Source organism: Clostridioides difficile ATCC 9689 = DSM 1296, from assembly GCF_001077535.1.
Lineage (GTDB): Bacteria > Bacillota > Clostridia > Peptostreptococcales > Peptostreptococcaceae > Clostridioides > Clostridioides difficile.
This window is the reverse complement of record NZ_CP011968.1, coordinates 1,061,297-1,083,024: the sequence shown is the minus strand read 5'-3', so window position 1 is coordinate 1,083,024 and position 21,728 is coordinate 1,061,297. Positions and strand designations below refer to the sequence as shown.

Annotated in this window: 17 protein-coding genes; 1 reads left to right on the top strand and 16 read right to left on the bottom strand. The window is 27.9% G+C overall.

Going from position 1 to position 21,728, the window contains the following annotated elements; genetic code table 11:
- Positions 1 to 251 precede the first annotated feature (251 nt).
- The 7 genes from dinB to CDIF1296T_RS05340 form a co-directional block, all read right to left on the bottom strand.
- Positions 252 to 1,349 (bottom strand): DNA polymerase IV, encoded by a 1,098-nt coding sequence (dinB, locus tag CDIF1296T_RS05370; RefSeq protein WP_003437134.1) that lies wholly within the window; start codon positions 1,347 to 1,349, stop codon positions 252 to 254.
- Positions 1,350 to 1,738: 389 nt separating this feature from the next.
- On the bottom strand, positions 1,739 to 3,244 hold the full coding sequence (locus CDIF1296T_RS05365) for a DUF1846 domain-containing protein (RefSeq protein ID WP_003437136.1): 1,506 nt from the start codon (positions 3,242 to 3,244) through the stop codon (positions 1,739 to 1,741).
- Positions 3,245 to 3,506: 262 nt separating this feature from the next.
- Positions 3,507 to 3,857: a DUF6483 family protein gene (locus CDIF1296T_RS05360; protein ID WP_003437137.1), complete on the bottom strand. Its 351-nt coding sequence runs from the start codon at positions 3,855 to 3,857 to the stop codon at positions 3,507 to 3,509.
- 222 nt (positions 3,858 to 4,079) lie between these two features.
- Entirely contained in the window at positions 4,080 to 4,271 is a 192-nt protein-coding gene (locus tag CDIF1296T_RS05355) for a hypothetical protein (protein WP_003418667.1), read from the bottom strand.
- Between the two features lie 117 nt (positions 4,272 to 4,388).
- Complete coding sequence (gene blaAHM / locus CDIF1296T_RS05350; RefSeq protein ID WP_009895927.1) at positions 4,389 to 5,315, bottom strand: AHM family subclass B3-like metallo-beta-lactamase; 927 nt, start codon at positions 5,313 to 5,315, stop codon at positions 4,389 to 4,391.
- Between the two features lie 133 nt (positions 5,316 to 5,448).
- Entirely contained in the window at positions 5,449 to 6,945 is a 1,497-nt protein-coding gene (locus tag CDIF1296T_RS05345) for a 4Fe-4S dicluster domain-containing protein (protein WP_009895925.1), read from the bottom strand.
- 279 nt (positions 6,946 to 7,224) lie between these two features.
- A complete protein-coding gene (locus CDIF1296T_RS05340) occupies positions 7,225 to 8,715 on the bottom strand; it encodes a 4Fe-4S dicluster domain-containing protein (protein WP_009888725.1) in 1,491 nt (496 codons plus the stop codon).
- 466 nt (positions 8,716 to 9,181) lie between these two features.
- Here CDIF1296T_RS05340 and CDIF1296T_RS05335 point away from each other — a divergent pair, with 466 nt between their 5' ends.
- Entirely contained in the window at positions 9,182 to 9,382 is a 201-nt protein-coding gene (locus CDIF1296T_RS05335; protein WP_003418660.1) for a cold-shock protein, read from the top strand.
- Positions 9,383 to 9,561: 179 nt separating this feature from the next.
- Here CDIF1296T_RS05335 and speB read toward each other — a convergent pair whose 3' ends face one another.
- The 9 genes from speB to glgD all read right to left on the bottom strand — a co-directional run bounded on the left by speB (position 9,562) and on the right by glgD (position 21,727).
- Entirely contained in the window at positions 9,562 to 10,440 is an 879-nt protein-coding gene (speB, locus tag CDIF1296T_RS05330; RefSeq protein ID WP_009888724.1) for an agmatinase, read from the bottom strand.
- Positions 10,430 to 11,281: a polyamine aminopropyltransferase gene (gene speE / locus CDIF1296T_RS05325; RefSeq protein ID WP_009888722.1), complete on the bottom strand. Its 852-nt coding sequence runs from the start codon at positions 11,279 to 11,281 to the stop codon at positions 10,430 to 10,432. Before speE ends, speB begins: the two co-directional genes overlap by 11 nt.
- A gap of 29 nt (positions 11,282 to 11,310) precedes the next feature.
- Positions 11,311 to 11,724: an adenosylmethionine decarboxylase gene (gene speD / locus CDIF1296T_RS05320; RefSeq protein WP_003418655.1), complete on the bottom strand. Its 414-nt coding sequence runs from the start codon at positions 11,722 to 11,724 to the stop codon at positions 11,311 to 11,313.
- Positions 11,725 to 11,810: 86 nt separating this feature from the next.
- Entirely contained in the window at positions 11,811 to 13,286 is a 1,476-nt protein-coding gene (locus tag CDIF1296T_RS05315) for an aminotransferase class I/II-fold pyridoxal phosphate-dependent enzyme (RefSeq protein WP_009895922.1), read from the bottom strand.
- A 637-nt stretch (positions 13,287 to 13,923) separates the two neighbouring features.
- Entirely contained in the window at positions 13,924 to 14,577 is a 654-nt protein-coding gene (locus CDIF1296T_RS05310) for a GntR family transcriptional regulator (RefSeq protein WP_009895920.1), read from the bottom strand.
- Positions 14,578 to 14,821: 244 nt separating this feature from the next.
- Positions 14,822 to 16,687 (bottom strand): glycoside hydrolase family 13 protein, encoded by a 1,866-nt coding sequence (locus CDIF1296T_RS05305; RefSeq protein ID WP_009895919.1) that lies wholly within the window; start codon positions 16,685 to 16,687, stop codon positions 14,822 to 14,824.
- A gap of 4 nt (positions 16,688 to 16,691) precedes the next feature.
- Positions 16,692 to 19,112, bottom strand: a complete 2,421-nt coding sequence (locus CDIF1296T_RS05300; RefSeq protein ID WP_009895917.1) for a glycogen/starch/alpha-glucan phosphorylase — start codon at positions 19,110 to 19,112, stop codon at positions 16,692 to 16,694.
- Between the two features lie 13 nt (positions 19,113 to 19,125).
- Positions 19,126 to 20,568 carry a glycogen synthase GlgA gene (gene glgA / locus CDIF1296T_RS05295; RefSeq protein WP_003437171.1) on the bottom strand — a complete coding sequence of 481 codons (1,443 nt, stop codon included), beginning with the start codon at positions 20,566 to 20,568 and terminating at the stop codon, positions 19,126 to 19,128.
- Between the two features lie 28 nt (positions 20,569 to 20,596).
- Complete coding sequence (gene glgD / locus CDIF1296T_RS05290) at positions 20,597 to 21,727, bottom strand: glucose-1-phosphate adenylyltransferase subunit GlgD (protein ID WP_003418641.1); 1,131 nt, start codon at positions 21,725 to 21,727, stop codon at positions 20,597 to 20,599.
- Position 21,728 lies beyond the last annotated feature (1 nt).

Sequence of the window (21,728 nt, the reverse complement as noted above, 5' to 3'; positions counted from 1 at the left end):
CCCTTTTTCGAACAAGCAACCTTCTTCAATATTATAAGTTGTTTTTATAATTATATCATACTATTTTATTTATGTAAACAAAGTACGATTTTTAGGTCACTATTTGTCTGAATATTGCTACAAATATAAAGTATTTATATATAGTATATAATATATAATGTCAAAAAACAAAAAATATAAAAATATTCATAAAATAACACTAGCCTCAATTATATAGTATTAAAGCTAGTGTTATTTCATTTAAACAAAACTCACATTTGGATACTATCCATGTATTCAAATAATGTAATATCTTTATAAGTTTCTTTTTTATCACTTAGGTTTGATATTGTAACTCCCAATAGCCTAATTTGTTTTCCATTAACCTCAACATTTCTCAACAAATTATCTACACCACTTCTTATATCATTATATTCGTCAATATAGTGTTCTAAACTAAGGCTTCTAGTTATCTTTGTAAAGTCCTCATATTTAATTTTTAATGTTAATGTTTTTCCAAACTTCTCAGAGTTTTTTAATCTATGACATACTTCTTCACAAAGTTCATCAAGAATGTTGCGTGTTTCTTCTTCATCAATATCCAAATTATGACTTAATGTAGTCTCAGCCCCAACAGATTTTCTAACCCTATTTGGTTCCACTGGTCTATCGTCTATTCCTCTAGCAAATTTATATAATTCATAACCTCTTTTTTTGAATATATTTTCAAGTTCAAATAAATTTAAACACCTTAAATCATATCCAGTTTTTATACCTAAATTTTTAAGAGTATTTGAAGTAACTTTTCCAACACCAAAAAATTTATTCACAGGTAATTTATCTAAAAAGTCCTGGGCATTTTCTTCGGTTATTACAGTTAACCCATTTGGCTTTCTTAAGTCTGATGCAATCTTAGCAAGAAACTTATTGTATGACACACCAGCTGAAGAAGTAAGACCAACTTCTCTAAATATATCTTTTTTTATTTGCTTTGCTATCTCAATTGATGAATCAATATTTTTTTTATTTTTTGTTACATCTAAGTAAGCTTCATCTAAAGATAATGGTTCAACTAAATCCGTGTATCTATAAAATATATCTCTTATTTGCTCTGACACACTCTTATAAACATCAAATCGAGGTCTTACAAAAACTGCATATGGACACCTATTGTAAGCTACAGCTGATGGCATAGCTGAATGGATACCAAATTTTCTAGCTTCATAAGAACACGTTGCAACCACACCTCGGCTTTGTGGATTTCCACCGACAATAACAGGTCTTCCTTTTAATTTTTTATTATCTCTTTGTTCTATAGATGCATAAAAAGCGTCCATATCTATATGAATTATTTTTCTATAATGTTTCATTATTATCACCTTTTAAAGTATAAATAGATTAATTTTATTTATATTACTTTTTAATTATACCAAACTTATGTTTCTTTTTGGTATTTTTTCATTATTTTCTTTATATATTCATATTTTCCATAAATAAAACCATCTATAATCCATTAACTTCAATATAATTTATAAAAAATCCTTAAAAACACTTGCAAAAACTATATAAAAGCTTTACAATAGGTATTCCAAGGAACTAAATTTAAAATTCCTTATGGATAACAGTATATATATTTAATTTATGGGATGTTTTAAAAACAAAAGACTGTCTTATACAAGACAGCCTACTGATTTTATTATAATTGTAATGGACTGCTCAAACTATTACTTTAAAACAGCCCATATTTTTTTATATAATTTTAACTATAGTAAAGATTTTGTGAAGGATATTCTGGGTCACAAGTTACATCTATACCAAGCTTTCTAAATGTTTGTTCATCATCTCTATTTAATATAGTAGTAGAATGAGCTTGACACCCTTTTAATAATGCTAACTTTTCCATAGCAAATTGTGCAGTTGGATTAGTTACAGCACAAATACTAAGTGCAGTTAACACCTCTTGGCAACTAAGTGAAACATTTCTACTAGCTAAAGTCTTTGTTTTTAAGTTTATGATAGGTTCTAATATTACAGGTGATATTAAGTGCATATCATCAGATATATTGGCTAAATGTTTAATGGCATTTAATACTACTGCTGCAGTTCCATTCATTAAATCAGAACCCTTACCAGTTAATATTGTACCATCTTCTAATTCTAATGCAACTACAGGACAAGTATCATTCTTGTCGGCACTTTCTTTCAATTTATTACTGTAGTTTCTCGCAGGTAATACAACATTTCTATCTTCTGGCTTTAAGTTAAGCTCTTCCATAATCATTTTCATTCTATCATAAGCACCTTTATCAACTTGTCCCTTTTTATACTCACAGGCAGTTTTAAAGTATCTTCTTATTATTTCTTCTATAGAAGCTTTTCTTATTACTTCATCATCTATTATTCCAAAGCCAACTCTATTAACACCCATATCAGTTGGAGATTGGAAAATTGATTCTTTTCCAGTTATCTTTTCTATTATTTTTTTAAGCACTGGAAATAATTCCAAATCTCTATTGTAGTTTACTGACATTTCACCATACGTTTCAAGGTGGAATGAATCTATCATATTCACATCTTTTAAATCAACTGTAGCTGCTTCATAAGCTATATTCAAAGGATGTTTTACAGGTACATTCCAAACTGGGAATGTCTCAAACTTAGAATATCCAACTACATTACCTCTTTTATTTTCATGATACAACTGACTTAGACAAGTACCAAGTTTTCCACTATTAGGTCCTGGTGCTGTGACTACTACTATTGGCTTTGTAGTTTCTATATATTCATTTGCTCCATATCCCTCATCACTAACTATAGTCTCAACATCTGATGGATATCCCTTTGTTGGATAATGCTTATAAACTTTAATTCCTCTACGTTCTAATTTATTTATAAATACAGTTGTAGCAGGTTGTCCTTCAAATCTAGTAATTACTACACTATTTACATCTAGTTCATAACCTCTTAAATCATCTATTAATCTTAAAACTTCCATATCATAAGTGATACCAAAGTCTCCTCTTATTTTGTTTCTTTCTATATCTCCTGCATAGACACAAATTACAACTTCAACTTTTTCTTTCATATGTTGTAATACTTTTATCTTTGCATTTTCATCAAATCCTGGAAGTACTCTTTTTGCATGAAGGTCTCCCATCAATTTTCCTCCAAACTCTAAATAAAGTTTGTCAAAATTATTTACTCTTTCTAAGATATATTTAGACTGCTCTTCTAAATATTTTTTGTGGTCAAATCCTACTTTCATCTTAACACCTCACTAAATTAAATTTCTTATTGATAACAGTATATTTATATATATTTTTTTAGTAAAACATCTTATAAAAAAATGTTAATACTTTTTCACTCAAAGTAATATTATACAATTAAGATTAATTTTTTTCAAGATAGTTTTATGGTAAATAAGATATACCTAAATATAACTAATAAAATAAGAATATTATATTTTTATATATAAGTATAATATTCTCACCTTAGCATTAATTTATTTCAATATTTTCATATATCTTTTATTCTAAATTCAATACTTTTCTAATATCTTCTATACCTTGATAAACTTCTTGTTTAGAAAAATTCATAGCTTCTAATTCTTCATCAGTCTTTTCCATAAGCATAGTATAAAATTCTATTGCTATATACTGCATATTTTCACTATTTACACTCTTAGCTTTATCAAATAAAATTTCTTCTGCTTCGTTTACATTTCCCTGAAAAACTAATCTTTTTAAAGTTATAAGTATAACTTCTTCTTCTGTATTATACACTAAATCTTTTTCTTCATATTCACTGTACTTTTTTCCCAATAAAAGTCTTGCAACCATAAGTTTTATCTCATTGAAAATCTTATCCACTATAGCCATTTTTACATCTCCTATAAATAAATTTTATTTTCTTTTTAATTATATCAGACTTTATCGTAAAAATTATTATATGTAAATGAAATAATTCAAAAATAAATTTTAACAATAAAAAAAAGAAGGTAGCGGGGGATTTCCGACTACCTTCAAACACTAGATTGTGATTGGTTTGGTATTTTATTTATACCCACCATAAGCTTTATTAAATCATCTAAATTGATTTTTTTAGCATCCACATCCTCCATCAAAAACGTCACCACATTCACAAAGTATTAATAATAATATTAAGAAAGGTATCCATGCACATAAGTCCATTTCAGCCCAACAATCTTGGAATGCTAAGAATAAGAAGAATAATATTATTATCCACCAAGCACATCCACCAAATCCGCCTTCACCAAAAAATCTATCCAACATAATATGTTACCTCCTAGTCATTTTGTATGTGGAGTTTCAGCTCCTAAAATATACTATGTTTAAGGGGTAATATTTGCTAATGATTTTTTTAAATTTTTTTAGATATTTTTAAAAAAATTATTGATTCACACTCAATGTCTTACCATCACTATTGATAACTACCTCTCCATTAGAAGTCAAAAAGGTTTTTATATTCAATCTTTCCAATATTTTTAAAACACCTTCCTCTGGTTCTTTTTTCTCTGAACATGTAATAACAGCATATTGGGGTGAAATAGACTCTAAAAATGTTTCAGTTAATTTGTCATATCTTCCATGATGAGGCATTTTAACAAAATCATATTTTAAAGTATTTCCATTTATAAACTCTGACAATCTTTCTTCCTCTGCATCTCCTGCAAATAAAAACTTATGTGCTCCATAGCTTATATTAGTGATTATTGAATAATCATTTGAACTCTCGTACTTGCTTTTTGAAGCCGGATGTATGTTTATTTCTGCACTATTGATTACAATATTCATATTATCTTTTAGTAGCACTGGTTCTATATCAGCTTTTTTAAGTGAGTCAATATATTCATCATATTGCTTACTATCTTTCTTATAATTTGCTTGTATAATATTCTTTACTTTAACACTAGATAACACACTATCTACTCCACCTATATGGTCCTTATCTAAATGAGTTAAAATTAAATAGTCAAGTGTATTTATTCCTTTTTCTTTTAACCTATCCACTATTTGTTTTCCATTTTTATCTTCTCCTGTATCAATCATTATGACTTTGTTACCTATCTCAACCAATATGCAATCAGACTTTCCAGTGTTTAGTATAGTAGTCTTAAATGCAGTATTTTTTGTGCTACTCTTTGTGCTCCTCTGGATACCATTTTGCCTCACACTATTTTTGTCACTTTTTAAATAAGATTCACTTGTTGATTTTATCTTACTATTAGTAGTTATATTTGTTACAAGCAATAATATTACTATTATAGATAATGTAGTAACTAAAAACAGGATATCTTTTAATACTATTTTCCTCATCCAAAAGCTCCTATAAATTTTATTTATTACATATTTATAGTATAGCAACCTTAACTCTGTAAAATACACATATAAAAAGGGCAAATTTTAGGCATATTTGTGGCATAATAAAAAAATGACTGTACCAAAACAATTATCTTTCTAAATTTACATCTTCAAATTCTTTAATCTTATCATTAGATAAAACACTCTTTTTAGTAGATTGTCCATTTTTTCTATCAAAAGTATTTTTAGCTTTTACACCTGATAAAAACTTACCTGCTCCATTAATACAACCTTCTTCACACATCATTCCTTCTATAAAATTACCTTCTAATCTTCCCAATTTAGCCATTGTCATTGTCTTTTTAATTTGTCTTGGACCAGATACTTTTATAGGTTCAAAATCAAAACTAAGCCCCTTTTCAGCAATATAGTTCTGTACTGATTTGGCAAGTCCACCAGATGCTCCAAATCCCCTTCCAAAAATCGAACCATCATTTATATCTTCATTTGAACATTTTGATAAATCTATATTAAATGCTTCAAATAATGCCATTAGTTCTTCAAAAGTAAGTACATAATCTACTGAATCTTTTAAACTTTTCTCTGTTGCCTCACTCTTTTTAGCTGTACATGGACCTATAAATACAACTTTAGCATCAGAATCTATTTTTTTTACTAATCTTCCTGTTGCTACCATAGGAGACACTGTAGATGATATTCTATCTTTTTCATCTGGGAACATCTTCTCTATATACTTAAAAAATCCCGGACAACATGAATTTGTCATGTAATTATCTCCTGATTTTATTCTTTCAATAAGTTCATTGCTTTCATGAACTGTAACTGCATCTGCTCCACAGGAAGCTTCTATCATATCTACAAATCCCAGTGATTTTATAGCATTTTTTAACTGACCATATGTAATATTACTATCTATTTGACCTGTTATAGCTGGAGCTACTATTGCATACATATTTTCTTTCTTTGCAAGTTTTTTTGCAACAGGTGCTATCAAACTCTTATCAGATATTGCTCCAAAAGGACATGCTGACATACATGCTCCACAATTTATACAATTATCTTCATGTATCATTGCTTTCATAGTGTTTCTATTAAAATCCAAAGCTCCTGTTGGACAAACGCTTTTACAAGGTCTTACAACTTCTGATATAGCATCATATTGACATGAACTTTTGCACATTCCACAAGCCTTACATAAATCATGATTTATATATGCTCTCCCATTTATATAAGAAATTGCCCCAAATTTACATGCTTCCTTACATCTATGAGCCAAACACCCTCTACAAAGCTCTGTAACTGTAAATTCATTTATTGGACATCTATCACATGCTGCTTCAACTATATATATAATTTGCTCATCTGTGTCCAAACTAACTGAATCTGGATTTATATCTCCATATTTACTATTTGGAGTTAAACTTAATGCAAGTTGCGCCCTTTCAAGAACTACTTCTCTCTCTTTATAAACACAACATCTATATCTCGCCTTTTCTCCTTTAATTATTTCATATGGAATTTTTTCTATATTTTCTTTTGTTAAATTTTCTTCAATAGATAGTCTTGCTACTGCTGTTAAAACTTCATGTTTTAACCTTTTTAGTTGCGTTTCAAATTCAAACATAAGTAATCCTCCCTATAAATCACACCTTTTTGCTATATTTCTACTATTATGTATATTGTATTTTTTATTTATTTCTATAAATTATTATAACATAGGCATATACTTTGTTAAGTTATATACAAAATATTATATATGTAATTTTTATTTTAAGTGTATATAATTTTTATTTTTGTTGTTCAATAATTAAATATATAAATAAAAATAGAGTTGTCCAAAAGTTAAACTTCAACTTAGAACAACTCTATTAACAATATGTATTTTTGTTGCTTTGTATTATCTTTATTTTTCTAAATTTATATTACTAAAATCTTTTATCTTTGTATTTGCTAAGACACTTTTCTTAGTTGATTGAGAATTTTTTCTATCAAAAGTGGCTTTAACCTTTGCACCTGATAAGAATTTACCAGAACCATTTATACAACCACCTTCACACATCATTCCTTCTATAAAATTACCTTCTAGCTTTCCTAAATTAGCCATAGTCATAGTTTTCTTGATTTCTCTTGAACCAGAAATCTTTACAGGTTCAAAATTAACACCAATACCTTTTTCAGCAAGATAATTTTCTATAGCTTTTGTAAGACCACCAGCAGCTCCAAAACCTCTTCCAAAAATTGATGCATCATCTATATCTTCATTTGAACACTTAGCCAAGTCTATATCAAATGCCTCAAATAATGCCATTATTTCTTCAAAAGTAAGTACATAATCAACAGCTCCTTTTAATTCTTTCTTAGCTGCCTCACTCTTTTTGGCTGTACATGGTCCTATGAATACAACTTTAGCATCTGGTTCATGACTTTTTATAAATCTACCACTAGCTATCATAGGAGACACTGTAGAAGATATTTTTCCTACATGATTTGGGTATGTTTTTTCTATATAACCAACAAATCCTGGACAACAAGAATTTGTCATAAAAGCTTCTCCCTTTTCCATTCTTTCAGCAAATTCTAAGCTTTCATGAACTGTAACTGCATCTGCTCCACAAGCTGCTTCTAATACATCAACAAATCCTAGTGATTTTATAGCATTTTTTATTTGACCATATGTAACATTTGCTTCAACTTGACCTGTTATAGCTGGAGCTACCACCGCATACATTTTCTCTTTTTGAACTAACTTTCTAGCTACAGGAGCTATCAAACTCTTATCAGATATTGCTCCAAATGGACATGCTGACATACATGCTCCACAGTTTAAACATTTATCCTCATGTATCATAGCTTTCATATTTTCTCTATCAAATCCTAAGGCATTAGTTGGACAAACACTCTTACATGGTCTAACAACCTCTGAGATGGCATCATATTGACAAGCTTTTTTACACATTCCACAAGCCTTACATAATTCATGATTTATATAGGCCATTCCTCCGACATGTGTTATAGCTCCAAATTTACAAGCTTCTTTACATCTATGTGCTAGACATCCTCTACAAATATCTGTTACTGTAAATTCATTTATTGGACAACTGTCACATGCAGCTTCCAAAATATATATAATTTGTTCATCTTCTTCTATATCCATTGTATCTAAATCTATCTTATCTTGACCTGGTTGTAACCCCATACTTACATTTACTCTCTCAGATATTATAGCTCTTTCTTTATAAACACAGCATCTGTATGTAGGTTTCTCACCTTTTATTATTTCATACTGAATATTATCCATTGCTTCTCTGGTAAGGTTATCTTCTTTTCCAAGTCTAGCTATTGCAGTTAAAACATCATGTCTTAATTTGTGTATTTGTGTTTCAAATTGAAACATTTTAATACCACCCCCGTAAATGATTTTATACGATACCATTATAACACAATATGTCCTTTTATTAATATATACATAAAATATTATATGTTTAAATTTTATTTTATCGAATATATATAGTGTTTTTTTGTTTTATTATATAATATTATTGATATTTCTGAAATTTCACTATTTTTATTTTTACTTTTCAATCTAATATATAATATTTTTTATTATATATTTTAATTTTGCTTTTTACTTACATACCTTTTTGTTACATTTTTTGATATTAAATTTATTATCTACATTTACATTTTCGTCAAATTTTACAATACTTATCACTGTATAATTTAACAATTTTTATTAAATTCTAAAAGTAATTAATTTTTTTAAAAATTTTATTTGCTTTTATTTAAAATTTATGTTATATTAATAGAACAGACTTATTTTTTTAGTTTGTATTTTTTAATAATGCGGAGGTTTTCTTATAATGAAAAACGGAATAGTAAAATGGTTTAACAATGAAAAAGGATTTGGGTTCATATCTGTAGAGGGAGAAGATGATGTTTTCGTACATTTCTCAGCTATACAAAATGATGGATACAAAACTTTAGAAGAAGGCGAAAAGGTTAGCTTTGATATAACTCAAGGTAATAGAGGACCTCAAGCTGAAAACGTAAATAGAATATAATTATTTAATTTAAATATATATATTTTAGAAAAGGAGCTATCGAGGGCTCTTTTTTGTTGTTTATTATATTTATTTTTAATTACAAAAATAAGAAGTTACTTTAGAAAAGCGTCAAACTTAAACTAACTTTTTTAAAATAACTTCTTATATTATAATATATACTATTTATATAAAATACTCTATTTAATTTTATCAGATATTATTAAGCATAACTCTCTTAAGATTTTACAAGCTATAACTGTCGATACACCTGTTGTATCGTAATCAGGGCTTAACTCTACAATGTCACAACCAACTATATTTATATTAGAGTTTTTTATAATCTTAAAAATCTCTTGAAACTCTCTATAATTTACACCACCAGGTTCTGGTGTACCTGTTCCTGGAAACACAGATGCATCCAATACATCTAAATCTATAGTTAGATAAATATTCTTTCCATTTAGCATATTAACTATATTTTCAAACGTATCTATTCCTCCTATTTCCATGTATGTGTGTTTTTCTTCTGTAGCAAATTTAAATTCTTCTTTTGTCCCAGACCTTATACCAAATTGAAATATTTTATTATCACCTACAATATCCCATATTCTTTTAATTACTGTTGCATGAGAATTTTTACTATTATTATATTCTTCCCTCAAATCAGTATGGGCATCAAAATGAATTACATATATATCATTGTACTTTTCATGTACTGCTTTAAAGGCTGGTAATGTAACTAAATGCTCTCCTCCAATCATAAAGGGTACCTTTGAATCTCTAACAATCTTATATGTCTCTTGATAGATTTCTTTTAAGACTTGTTCTGTACTTCCAACACTAATTTCTAAATCTCCATAATCACATATATTATAATCCTCTAAATCCAAATCTAAAAAAGGACTATATGTCTCAAGACCGTAAAATTCTTTTCTCATAGAGCTACTTGCAAATCTAGCCCCAGGTCTGTTAGAAGTAGTTCCATCAAATCCAACACCAAATACTATAAGATTAGATTCTTCATAATTTTTGTCCATACTCATAAAAGTGTTCATATGATAGAAATTATTCTTCATCTAGCATCTCCTTCACGTATTGAGGTAACATAAACGAACCTAAATGTATATCACTATTATAATATTTAGTTTTTAAACTTAATTTCTCCCATCCATTTCTATCTTGATTTTTTACTGGATTAAGTTTTTTTGAAGCAAATCCAAACAACCAGTGACCAGATGGATATGTTGGTATATGTGCTTGATAAACTTCTGATATTGGAAATATCTGTTTTAATTTTTTATTAGCTCTTTTCATCTCTTTAGCATTAAAGTCAAAATACGGACTTTCACTTTGATTTACTAAAATTCCATCATCAGTCAGTATTCTATAACAATCCTTATAAAAATCAGTTGAGAAAAGCCCTTCGCCTGGTCCTATTGGGTCAGTTGAATCTACTATTATCAGGTCATATGATTTATCATGTGCACACTTAACAAAATTAACACCATCTTCAAAATATAAACTCACTCTTTTATCATCTAATTTACATGAGCATATATCCATATACTCCTTAGATACATCTACAACCATTTTATCTATTTCAACCATGTCAATCTTTTCTATTTGAGGATAACGGCTTAATTCTCTTACTGTACCTCCATCACCTCCACCTATGACTAATACTTTCTTTATGTTTAAATTTGTAGCCATAGGAACATGAGTTATCATCTCATGGTATATAAATTCATCTTTATATGTTACCATCATTAATCCATCTATTGTTAGAAATTTTCCAAATTCATCACTATCAAATACATCTATCCTTTGAAATTGAGACTTTCCTTCAAATAGATGTTTATTTACTTTTATAGAAAATCTTACATTTTCTGTCCATTCTTCTGTATACCAAAGTTCCATATAATAATCCTCACTTTCTCTTGTATGTTTTATACTGCTTCTGGTTTATGAGTAATCTTACCTAAATCTTTTTTTGAATATTTTTTAATTTTTGTAGTTAAGCCTCTTGGAATTTCTGTAGACTCGCTTCTTTCAGACTTTAAAAGTTGCTCTAATAATTCAAAACTTTTCCATGGGTCTATATCACCACAAGTAAAAAAATCTGCTGCTGCATAACCATATTCAGGCCATGTATGTATTGTCAAATGAGATTCAGCAATTATAACAGCTCCTGAAACCCCCCAAGGATTAAAATGGTGGAATACAGAATCCACAATTGTCGCTTTTGCATTTAATGCTGAATCATTCATAAAATTTTCTATAAGACGTGGGTCTTTAAGTACGTTTTCATCACAATTATAGTATTCTACTAGTATATGTCTTCCTAGTGTTTCAAATTTCATTTCAACCCCAACTCCTTTATACTTTTAATAAGTTCTATTTGATAAACTCTACTTAACAAATACTTGCCCTTGCAAAATAAAGTAATTTATTTTATTACTAGTATTCTATCTAAGTTTTTATCTTGTACATCTGTAAGATACGCATTGCTATTTTTTAAGAAAATAATATACTCCATAATTTCTTCTGTTATCAATTCTCCTGGAGCAATAATCGGTATACCTGGTGGATATGCCATTATTGATTCTCCACAAATTCTATCTATACATGAATTGATTTCTACACTTTCCTTTGGTGCATAAAAAGCTTCTCTTGGATTAAGTTTAATAATTGGATTTATTTGAACCATATTAAATTCATTTAATGTTGATTCTTTTCTATAAATCTTTGCAATTATAGAAAGTGCCTTTACTAATCTATCTATATCTGATTTATTTGTTCCAATGGACACAAGTGCCAGTATATTATATGAATCTCCCAATTCTACTTGAATTGAAAAATTTTTATATAATAAATCGTATACTTCAAATCCAGTCAAATTTAATTCTTTTACATTTATACACAATTTTGTTTCATCTATAAATTTAACACCTTTTTGTTTCAATATTTCTGTAGATAAAACTTTTATTCCATCAATTTTGTTTAATTTAGATTTTGCATACCTAGATAGATTTAATGCTTTTGACAGTTGCTTTTCACCATTCTCAACTAGATTAACTCTAGCACCATCTATACTTGCCATAAGCAAATAAGATGCTGATGTTGATTGTAGCATATTGATTGATTGAAGAACCTTTTCAAAACTTACATTATCTCTATTCAATAAGAGTGCTGAAGATTGTGTCAATGCTCCTCCAGTTTTATGTATACTTACAGCTACCATATCAGCTCCCAAACTTATTGCAGAAGGAGGTAAATCTAAATGAAATGGAAAATGTGCACCATGAGCTTCATCAACTAACACTAAAACATTATTTTTATGGCATAGTTCTATAATACTCTCAAGGTCTGCACAAACTCCATAGTAAGTTGGATTAAGGAAAAATAATGCTTTTATATTACAATCTTTTTCTATCTCTGTTCTAACTTTTTCAAGAGTAATATTTAAACTTATACCTAGTTTTTCATCAAATTCTGGTTGTATAAATATTGGTATTCCTCCACAAAGTATTAACGCATTTATTACTGATTTATGTATGTTTCTTGGAAGTAATACTTTTTCACCTGGTTTTATAACACTCAAAATCATTGCATGTATTGCTTGAGTTGTGCCATTCGTTATAAAGAATGCCTCATCAGCCATATATGCTTGTGCTAACAAATCTTGTGCATTTTTTATAATCCCATTTGGCGCAGATACATTATCCATAGTTGGTGATGAATTTATATCCATTTTCATGAGACTTTCACCTAGATATTTATTTAATATAGCTACACCTCTATTTTTTACATGTCCAGGCACATCAAAACAAGCTATATCTTTCTCTGAGTATTCCTTTAACGACTCTAATAATGGAGCACACTCATAGCTTAATTCAACTACATTTGCAAACTCGCTATCCATGATTTCAAATTCATCTCCTCTCTATATTCAAATATTTTTAATATTTATTATTTATTATTTCTATTTTTTATTTTTACTTTTATTAAACTCATGATATTTATTATATTAACATCTCAGCATTTTTACAAGTGTTTTTTTGAAGTTACTCAAAAACATATACATTAGCTATATCAATATTTATAAACTTTTTAATTTTTTGTTGTTTATATTAATTTTTTTAAAACTTAGTATTTATAAACTTTCTTATTTTTTATTATTTTGGTTTTTTTACTTTTTTGAGTTTTAGTAAGCTTTTGAGTTTACTATTTTTAATTTATAAGTATTTTATTACTAAACTTTTATATTATTCTTATTTCACATATTAAAATTCTTGGTTTAGTTGGACTAAATAATTTTCCTATTTTTGTATTTTAATTTTAATATAAAATTTATTAAATTTTTTAATTGATAAAATAAATTCTATATTTATGATATTAAAATTCTATAAGTTCATTGATTTATATATGTTAATTTAAATACATTATTCTATCGTAGTGCCTTAGAGTTTTTATTTGTATTTAAAGTTAAATTTATTCTTGTTTTTCCTTTAATATTTAATAGTAAAACAACAAAATTATAAAAAAAATAAAGAGAAACTTTATAAAAGCTTCTCTTTTTTCATCTCTTCCATAGGTATCGTTTTCCAATGTTCTCTCAAAACTCTTTCAACATTTTCTAAATCATTCTCCCTCATAGATTTTACTACTTCAATATGTTGATTATTGCTGTATGTCAACATTTTATATAACTCATCTTCATTATCACTAGTATATGACTTTGACATAAAATTATATCTTAAAGAGTTCAATAGATTTACTAACACCTGATTATCTGATTTAGTTATGTATATATCGTGAAATTCATTACTTAATTTTAAATAGCTATTGTAATTTTTATACTTTATAGAGACCGCCATCATTTCCGTTAATTCTTCCATTTTTACTAGGTCTGATTCAGTTAAATTTTGTAATGCTGAAGAACCGGCTAACGCATCCAATACTCCAATTACGGAATAGGTGTCTAATTTCTCCTTTTCCTGAAATTCTTTTACTACAAATCCCTTATTAGGTATTTTTTCTAGTAAATTTTCACCTGCTAACCTAGTTAATGCTTCTCTCGCTGGTGTTCTACTAACTCCGATAGATTTACAAATCTCAGATTCAGTAATTCTCTGATTAGCTTCATATTCTCCATTTTGGATTTTCTTTGATATATAGTCATATACTTGAGTTGTAAGTGGATCTACCTTCATAAGACGTTCCTCCATATTAAGATTATAAAAGTTAAATCTCCCTACAACTTTGGTAGAGAGTTCAGTTTTATCTTACTAATTTATATAATATCACAATTATGATATTTTTTATACTTCTTTGTAATATTTTGAAATACTAAAATTCTTATGATAATTTATACAAAAAAAGTAGAAAAAGTTTTGATAAAACAAAACTCTTTCCACATTCACCTTATTTTCTATTTATTTTTCTAAAAAAAGATATTTAATTTACTCTAAAAATTCTAAATGATTTAGAGTCTAAATCTACTTTCAACTCATTATTTTCAATTTGTATAGTACTATTTGCATTTTTAAGACTATACTTTATAGGTATTTCCTCAATAAAACTACTCTCTATACATAATGATATACTTTCCACATTTTCACTTCTATTTACTAAAATTAACATTCTATCATTATTTTCATTAACTCTAATAAAAGAAAATACAGAATCATTATTAGTATATATAAATTCTGTATTTCCAGAACTTAAAAGTTTATTCTTATTTCTAATTTTTATAACATCTCTATAAAAATTAAGCATATCTTCGTCTTCATTTTTCCATGGATAAGTTCTTCTATTATCTGGGTCAACACCTCCACAAAGACCTGCTTCATCTCCATAATATATATATGGTACTCCTTCAAATGTCATCTGTATAGCTACAGCAAGCTTCACTAAATCTACATCATCATTTAATTCCGTTTTAGCTCTTGTAACATCATGTGTTCCAATTAAATTTAAATTAGACCTAAATGATTCTTTTGGATAATTTTCTTTAATCTGCATATATCTATTACAAAGTTCATATGAATTAATTTCTCCTTTTAAGAAAGAAAACATGTTATTTCTAAAAGGATAACCCATAACAGAATCTAATTCTTCACCTAATAAATAACTTCTTCTCTGACCATAGCTAATCTTATTTGATGCATCTTCCCATACTTCACCTATAAGAATTGAGTCATCATCTGCCTTTTTTAATTCCTTTTTTAACTCTCTTATAAACTTAGTTGGTAATTCGTCTGCAACATCTAGTCTCCAGCCCTTAATACCCATATTTACCCATTTATTTATAACGCTATCATTGTCATATATTATATAATCCATATAGCTATGTTCTAATTCATTTATATTTGGCAATGTCTTAACATCCCACCAACTTTTATATTTTTGAGGAAATTCTTCAAACATATACCATGAATAATATGGAGATTCTTTAGATTGATATGCCCCTAAACTATTATAGTTTCCATACATATTAAAATATTTACTATCTGCTCCAGTATGACTAAAAACTCCATCTAATACTATTGATATACCTTTTTCTTTTGCTTTATCAATAAGTTCTTTAAATGTATCTTCATCCCCAAACATTGGGTCAATTTTTTTATAGTCACCTGTATCATACTTATGATTACTAGAGGCTTCAAATATAGGGCTTAGATATAGTATACTTACACCTAATTTTTTTAAATATCCAAGTTTATTGATTATCCCTCTTAAATTTCCACCATGGAAATCCCATCTTATAACATCCCCTTGACTATCCTTTATGTACATAGGTGTATCTTCCCAATTTCCATATATGAAACTATTTTTTTTAGGACTATCAACCTTACCACTACGATTTCCATTATTGAATCTATCTACAAATATATGATAAAGTATTCCTTCTTTGTACCATGTTGGTACTTTAAAATCTTTATAAACAGTGATTTGATATTTATTAATATCACTATAATTATATTCACAAGAATATCCATTATCTCTGTTTTTTCCATAAAATAAAGTCTTTATCTGACCATCCATTTCAACATCAACTTTAAAGTAATAAAAATAAACACCTGTACCATCAAACTTTTCAATCTTACCACAAAAGCACTTTCCAAGTTTATCATTATCTAATTCTTCATTTAAAGTTATTGTTCTCATTTCTTCTTCTCTATTTATTTCTAGGGAAATAGACTTGATATTGTATCCCTCATTTACTTTAACACAAATGGTCAATTCCTCATCAAATTTTAAAGCTCCAAACGGAGCCTTAAAATTTTTATCCCAAGAGTTATATTCTATTACACTTTGCATTTAATCACACCCTTTTAAACCAAATGTCTTTTGCATACTCAGAAATTGTTCTATCAGAAGAAAAAAATCCAGAGTTAGCTATATTAACTAAAGACATTTTATTCCATTTTTCTTTATCTCTATATAACCTGTTTATATCTGCTTGAGCTTGACCATAATTTTCAAAATCTCTCAATACAAAATACTCATCATTGTAAGTAGTGAGTGAATTATAAATACTTCTTCCTTCTTCGCCAAGATTAGGAATAAATCCATTTATTAAATCATCTACTACCCTTTTTATATCCATATTAGAATGATATAGGTCAAGTGAAGAATATCCACCATATTTATTATAATTTAGTACTTGTTCTGCACTAAGTCCAAATAAAAACATATTTTCTTTACCAACCTGTTCACATATCTCTACATTTGCACCGTCAAGTGTAGCCAAAGTTATAGCACCATTCATCATAAACTTCATATTACTTGTTCCAGATGCTTCCTTAGTTGTAGTTGAAATTTGCTCACTAACATTTGCTGCTGGTATTATTATTTCTGCTAATGATACTCCATAATTCTCTAAAAATACTACTTTTAACTTGTCCTTTACTCTAACATCATTATTTATAGTACTTGCAACAGAATTTATAAATTTAATTATACATTTAGCCAAATAATATCCTGGTGCTGCTTTTGCGCCAAATATAAAAGTTCTTGGGTCAAGATTCAAATTAGGATTATCAAGTAATTCATGATACATATGAAGTACATTAAATATATTCAGTAACTGTCTTTTATACGCATGCAATCTCTTAACTTGAACATCAAATATCGAACTTGGGTCTACATTTAAATCGTATTTATCTTTTATAAACTTTGCTAGATTTGCTTTATTATTGTATTTTATATCATCAAGTCTTTGTAAAACAGAGGAATCATTTTTAAATTTTTCAATATTTTTTAATTGTAATGTATCTTTCTTCCATGAATCACCAATTAAATCTGTAATTAAATTGCTAAGTTGAGGATTTGAACTTATAAGCCATCGCCTATGTGCAATTCCATTAGTCTTATTATTAAATTTATTTGGTTCATCTTGATAGAAATCTTTTAATACCTCTGTTTCAAGAATATGAGTATGAAGCTTAGCAACTCCATTTACACTATGACTTGTGACAATACATAAGTTTGCCATATTGATATTGTCACAGTCTATTATACTCATTCTTTTTATTCTATCCTGCTCATATCCTTTATTATTTAATTCCTCTACATATCTTCTATTTATTTCTTCTATTATCATATAAATTCTTGGTAATAGTTCTTTAATCATACTTACAGGCCATTTTTCCATTGCTTCTGACATTATAGTATGATTAGTATAGGACACTGTTTTTTTAGTTATTTCCCATGCTTCATCCCAAGATAAATTTTCTTCATCAAGCAAAATTCTCATAAGTTCTGGTATGCATAAGGTAGGATGTGTATCATTTATATGAATTGCTACCTTATCGAATAAATTATTAATATTTAATTTGTTCTTTTTATATTTTCTTATTATATCTTGTATCCCTGCACTTACAAAAAAGTATTCTTGTTTCAACCTCAACAACTTACCTGCATAATTTGAATCATCAGGATATAATACCTGTGATATTTCCTCAGTATAATACTTATGTTTTAAAGCCTCTTCATAGCTACCAGAATAATTTAGAGCATTTGAAGTAAGTTCACCAAAATCTCTCTTTGGTATTTCACTCTTAAACAATCTTAAAGTATTTATACATTGGTTTTGGTATCCGATTATTGGTATATCATAAGGCATTGCCATTACAGGAAGGTAGTTTTTATGAATTACTTTTAAATGACTACCTTCCTTGATTAATTCTACCTCACCACCAAACTTCACCATTGTTGCTTCATTTGGTCTTACAGTTTCCCATGCATATCGTCCTTCTGTAAGCCAGTTATCAGGCACTTCTACCTGATAACCATTTACAAATTTTTGTTCAAACAGACCATATTTATACCTTATTCCATATCCTTGACCACTTATGTTCAAAGATGCCATAGAATCTAAAAAGCAAGCTGCTAATCTACCAAGTCCACCATTTCCTAAGGCTGGGTCTACTTCAGCTTCAATTAAATCATCCAAGTTGATTCCTAATTCAGATAGACCTTCTCTAACTTCTTCTTCAATATTTAAATTTAATAAATTAGATTTTAACTGTCTCCCTATTAAAAATTCTAAACTAAAATAATAAACTTCTTTTTTCTTATCTAACTTTGTAGCAACCCATTTTTTTGCTATCTCATCTTTCAATAGACTACATAATACATTTAACAATTGTTCATCAGTAGCTTCCTTGATAGATTGTGCATATAAGCTATACATTTTTACTTCAAATTTTTGCTTGAATTTCTTTTTGCTTATTGTTACCAAAAAAACCACTCCTTTAATCACATATGTCTCTATATGTTTCTATATACTCCTTAGCTGATTTTTTCCAACTATTATCTGTTTTCATTGCATTTTCAACTAATTTAATCCATTTTTCTTTGTCCTTAAATACTTTGATTGCATTTTTCAAACAGAAAAACATCTCATGAGCATTGTAATTTTTAAAACTAAATCCATTGCCTTCTCCAGTAAATTTATTATAAGGTGTTACTGTATCTCTAAGCCCTCCAGTCTCTCTAACTATTGGTAAAGAACCATATCTCATAGCTAACATTTGACCTATACCACAAGGCTCAAATAATGATGGCATTAAGAACATATCACTTGCAGCATATATCTGTTGAGCCAATGATGCATTAAAAGTAATTCTAGCTGATACTTTATCTGAAAAATTAGAATCGTAATAGTTGAACATTGATTGATATTGATGTTCTCCAGTTCCTAAAACGACAATCTGTAAATCTTCTCTCATAAGTTCTGGCATCATGTATGCTATTAAATCAAATCCTTTTTGAGAAACTAATCTCGAAACTATACCTATCAACGGAATAGATGAATCTTTTTTTAGTCCCAATATATCTTGTAATCTCAATTTATTTTCTACTTTTTTGTCAATTGAGTCTACATCATAATGAACAAATATATCTTTATCTTTTGCAGGGTCATTTAAATCATAATCTATACCATTTAATATACCTTTTAATTTTCCTGACTCTTTTCTAAGTAATCCATCTAATTGTTCGCCATAAAAAGATGTTTGTATTTCATTTGCATAAGTAGGGCTAACAGTTATAATTTTATCTGCAAAATTTATACCAGCTTTCATAAAATTTATTGAGCCATAATACTCTATATCTCCATTATCAAAGTATTTTTGTGGTAAATCCAATATATCATATAAAACATGCTTATCAAATACACCTTGATATTGGAGATTATGTATAGTATACATAGTTTTTATATTTTTATACCCCTCAAGGGTTGCATATCTTTCTTTTAGAATTAATGGTAACATCCCTGTATGCCAATCATTTATATGTATTACATCTGGATAAAAATCAATTCTACTTATAGCTTCTAAAACTGCATCTGTAAAGAAAGTATATCTTTCTGCATCATCTCCATATCCATAGATACTCTTTCTTTCATCTTCTCTTCTAAAATAAAATTCATTATCTATAAAGTAAAATTTTACACCATCTAATTCCATTTCTAAAAGACCACAGTATTGATTTCTCCATCCAACACGTACACTAAACACAGCTATTTCTTTTAGTTGATCTTTTAAATAACTTGGTATAGTTGAATATTTGGGCATTATTACCCTTACATCTACACCTTCTTTTTTTAATTCTTTAGGCAATGCATAAGAAACATCTCCTAATCCTCCAGTTTTTGCAAAGGGCCAACACTCTGCTGTTACATAAAAAACCTTCATTAGTCATTCCCCCTTCTAAAAAATTTATTTATATATTTGTATTCTTTTCCACTACAAGAGGATATTTTTCATCTCCTCTTAATTCTTTCCCATTTGATACACTCGTATTTTTATCTAATATTGCATTATATAGTTTTGCATTTGACTTTATTACACAATTTTGCATTACTATTGAGTTCTCTATAACTGTTCCTTTTTCAACATTTACCTTTCTAAATATGATACTATCTTTTACAGTACCTTCTATTAAACAACCAGATGCTATAAAGCTATTTTCTACTTTAGCACTATCTGTATAAATTGTAGGTGATTCATTCTTTTCTTTTGTAAATATCTTTCTTTCAGAATATAATAATTCATCTGCAACTTCTAAATTTAATAAATCTTTGCTCATTTCAAAATATGATTCAACAGAATTTACACATTTTAGATATCCTGTATATTCATAGGCTCCTATTTTCATGTTTTCTGCTTCTTCAATAATAAATTCTTCTAAATAACAATAATTGCCTTTATTTACAATGTTATATATACATTCAACAAAATCTTCACGCTTCATAATATATGTCTCCATACATATGTTTGCTCTAGGGAACTTACCTAAATTATTTCCTACATTTATTACCCTATTGTTACTATCTAAATTTAGAGTTAAGTTACCAGCAAAATCTTTATTTGCATTATTTACATTTTTATATATTATAGTTATATCATTATGAGATTTTTTATGGTATTCCAATGCTTGAGAATAATTTAAATTGCATAGCATATAGCTTGGAGCTATTAAAATATATTCTTCTTCACTCTTTTCTATATAATCTAGATTAGCTAAGATAGTATATATATCACCTTCTCTATGTGAGTAAGTATTTCTATACTTAGTGTTTTCTGGACTAAAAATTGATAGGCCACCTTTTTTTCTACTTAAATCCCAATCTTTACCACTACCTATATGGTCTGTTAATGATCTGTATTTTTCTTTTGCGAATATTCCAACTTTAGTGATTCCTGAATTTATCATATTAGATAAAGCAAAGTCTATTATTCTATATCTTCCAGCTATTGGTGTAGATGCTATTGGTCTTCCATAGTTAAGTTTGTTTATTGCTGGGTCTCCTTTTTTGTTTAAATTTATTATCCCTAAACATTCATTTCTCATC